Genomic DNA, 584 nt, shown 5'->3' with positions numbered 1-584 from the left:
TTGGGGGATTTGTCGTTCTTGCATGATCAGAACGGGTTGGTGGTGGGTCCTCGGGAGCCGCGGCCGGATCTGTGTGTGGTGGTGGTGAACAACGATGGGGGCGGGATCTTCTCGTTGTTGCCGCAGGCGGGGTTGCGTGATCCGTTCGAGCGGGTCTTCGGTACGCCGCATGGGGTGGATCTGGGGTATGTGGCGGCGGCGACGGGGACTCCGTATGTGCAGGTGACCGATGCGGGGCAGTTGTCGAAGGCGTTGCTGGGGGAGGGCGTGCGGGTTGTGGAGGTGCGTACCGACCGGGAGCGTAACGCGGTGTTGCACGCGGAGATGCGGGAGGCGGCGCGGGCGGCGATCCGGACCTTCGGCTGAGGCCGGGCCGGTGATCAGGTGATGTCGCGGCGCAGGGTGGTACGGCGGGCGGCGGCGACCAGGGCGGCGATGTAGGACGGGCTGACTCCGCGGGAGGCGGAGGTGCTGCCGCTGATCGCGGCGGGGCGGTCGCCTACCCCTTCCGCCACGGCCTTACCAGCCAGCCGTGACCGTCCGGCCCTGTTTCGGGCGACCTGGTGAGGGCGTCCGTTTCTCTG

At 69.2% G+C, this 584-nt stretch carries 1 protein-coding gene and 1 pseudogene; one reads left to right on the top strand and one right to left on the bottom strand.

What is annotated here, in order from left to right; genetic code table 11:
• Positions 1–366, top strand: a pseudogene (locus tag C1I98_RS39565) (2-succinyl-5-enolpyruvyl-6-hydroxy-3-cyclohexene-1-carboxylic-acid synthase); the annotation flags it as partial.
• A gap of 14 nt (positions 367–380) precedes the next feature.
• Here the strand turns inward: C1I98_RS39565 and C1I98_RS45240 are convergent.
• Entirely contained in the window at positions 381–515 is a 135-nt protein-coding gene (locus C1I98_RS45240) for a hypothetical protein (protein WP_267898116.1), read from the bottom strand.
• Positions 516–584: the final 69 nt, after the last annotated feature.

The sequence above is a fragment of the Spongiactinospora gelatinilytica genome, from assembly GCF_003236385.1.
GTDB classification, from domain to species: Bacteria; Actinomycetota; Actinomycetes; order Streptosporangiales; family Streptosporangiaceae; genus Spongiactinospora; species Spongiactinospora gelatinilytica.
Note: the sequence above shows the minus strand (reverse complement) of the source record. Positions and strands in the feature narration are given on the sequence as shown.